The sequence below is a fragment of the Pseudogemmobacter lacusdianii genome (assembly GCF_030848395.1).
Classification (GTDB): Bacteria; Pseudomonadota; Alphaproteobacteria; order Rhodobacterales; family Rhodobacteraceae; genus Pseudogemmobacter; species Pseudogemmobacter lacusdianii.
The window spans coordinates 1-973 of record NZ_JAVDBT010000046.1; the positions used below are offsets into that span (position 1 = coordinate 1).

Consider the following 973-nt stretch of genomic DNA (forward strand, 5'->3'; position numbering starts at 1 on the left):
TCTATCTTGGCGGCCCGATCACCGGCATCCAACAGCCGGTGCATTACGATTTCAAAGCCCGCCGCGACACGCCGAACGAGCTGCGCGCCTATTTCCGCAAGATGGGCTGGCGCAAGGTCGTGGCCTTCCAGACCCGCAACCCCTTGCACCGCGCCCACCAAGAGCTGACCTTCCGCGCCGCCCGCATGGCCGAGGCGAACCTCCTCATCCACCCGGTCGTCGGCATGACCAAACCGGGCGACGTGGACCATTTCACCCGCGTGCGCTGCTATGAGGCGGTCTTGGACCAATACCCGGCCTCGACCACGCACCTGTCGCTTCTGAACCTTGCCATGCGCATGGCCGGCCCGCGTGAGGCGCTTTGGCATGCGATCATCCGCAAGAACCATGGCCTCACCCATTTCATCGTTGGCCGCGACCATGCCGGCCCCGGCAAGAACAGCCAAGGCGTTGATTTCTACGGCCCCTATGATGCGCAAGAGCTGGTCGCCCAGCATCAGGCCGAGATCGGCATCGAGATGGTCGATTTCAAACAGATGGTCTATGTGCAGGAAAAGGCCCAATATTATCCCGTGGACGAGGTGCCGGAAGGCTCTACCGTGCTGGATATCTCGGGCACCGAGCTGCGCCGCCGGTTGCGCGAAGGGCTGGAAATCCCCGAATGGTTCTCCTTCCCCGAGGTGGTGAAGGAGCTCCGCCGCACCTCGCCGCCGCGCGCCAAACAGGGCTTCACGGTCTTCTTCACCGGCCTCTCCGGCTCGGGCAAATCGACCATCGCCAATGCGCTTATGGTGAAATTGATGGAGATGGGCGGCCGTCCGGTCACGCTTCTTGACGGCGATGTGGTGCGCAAACACCTCTCGTCGGAACTCGGCTTCTCGAAAGAGCACCGCGACATCAACATCAAGCGGATCGGCTATGTCGCCTCCGAGATCACCAAGAACGGCGGCATCGCGATCTGCGCGCCGATCGC

1 protein-coding gene is annotated in these 973 nt (G+C 62.7%); it reads left to right on the plus strand.

The features are described 5' to 3' along the window. Positions 1-973: adenylyl-sulfate kinase (locus Q9295_RS17960; RefSeq protein WP_306681961.1), on the plus strand; the 973-nt coding region annotated here is incomplete at both ends.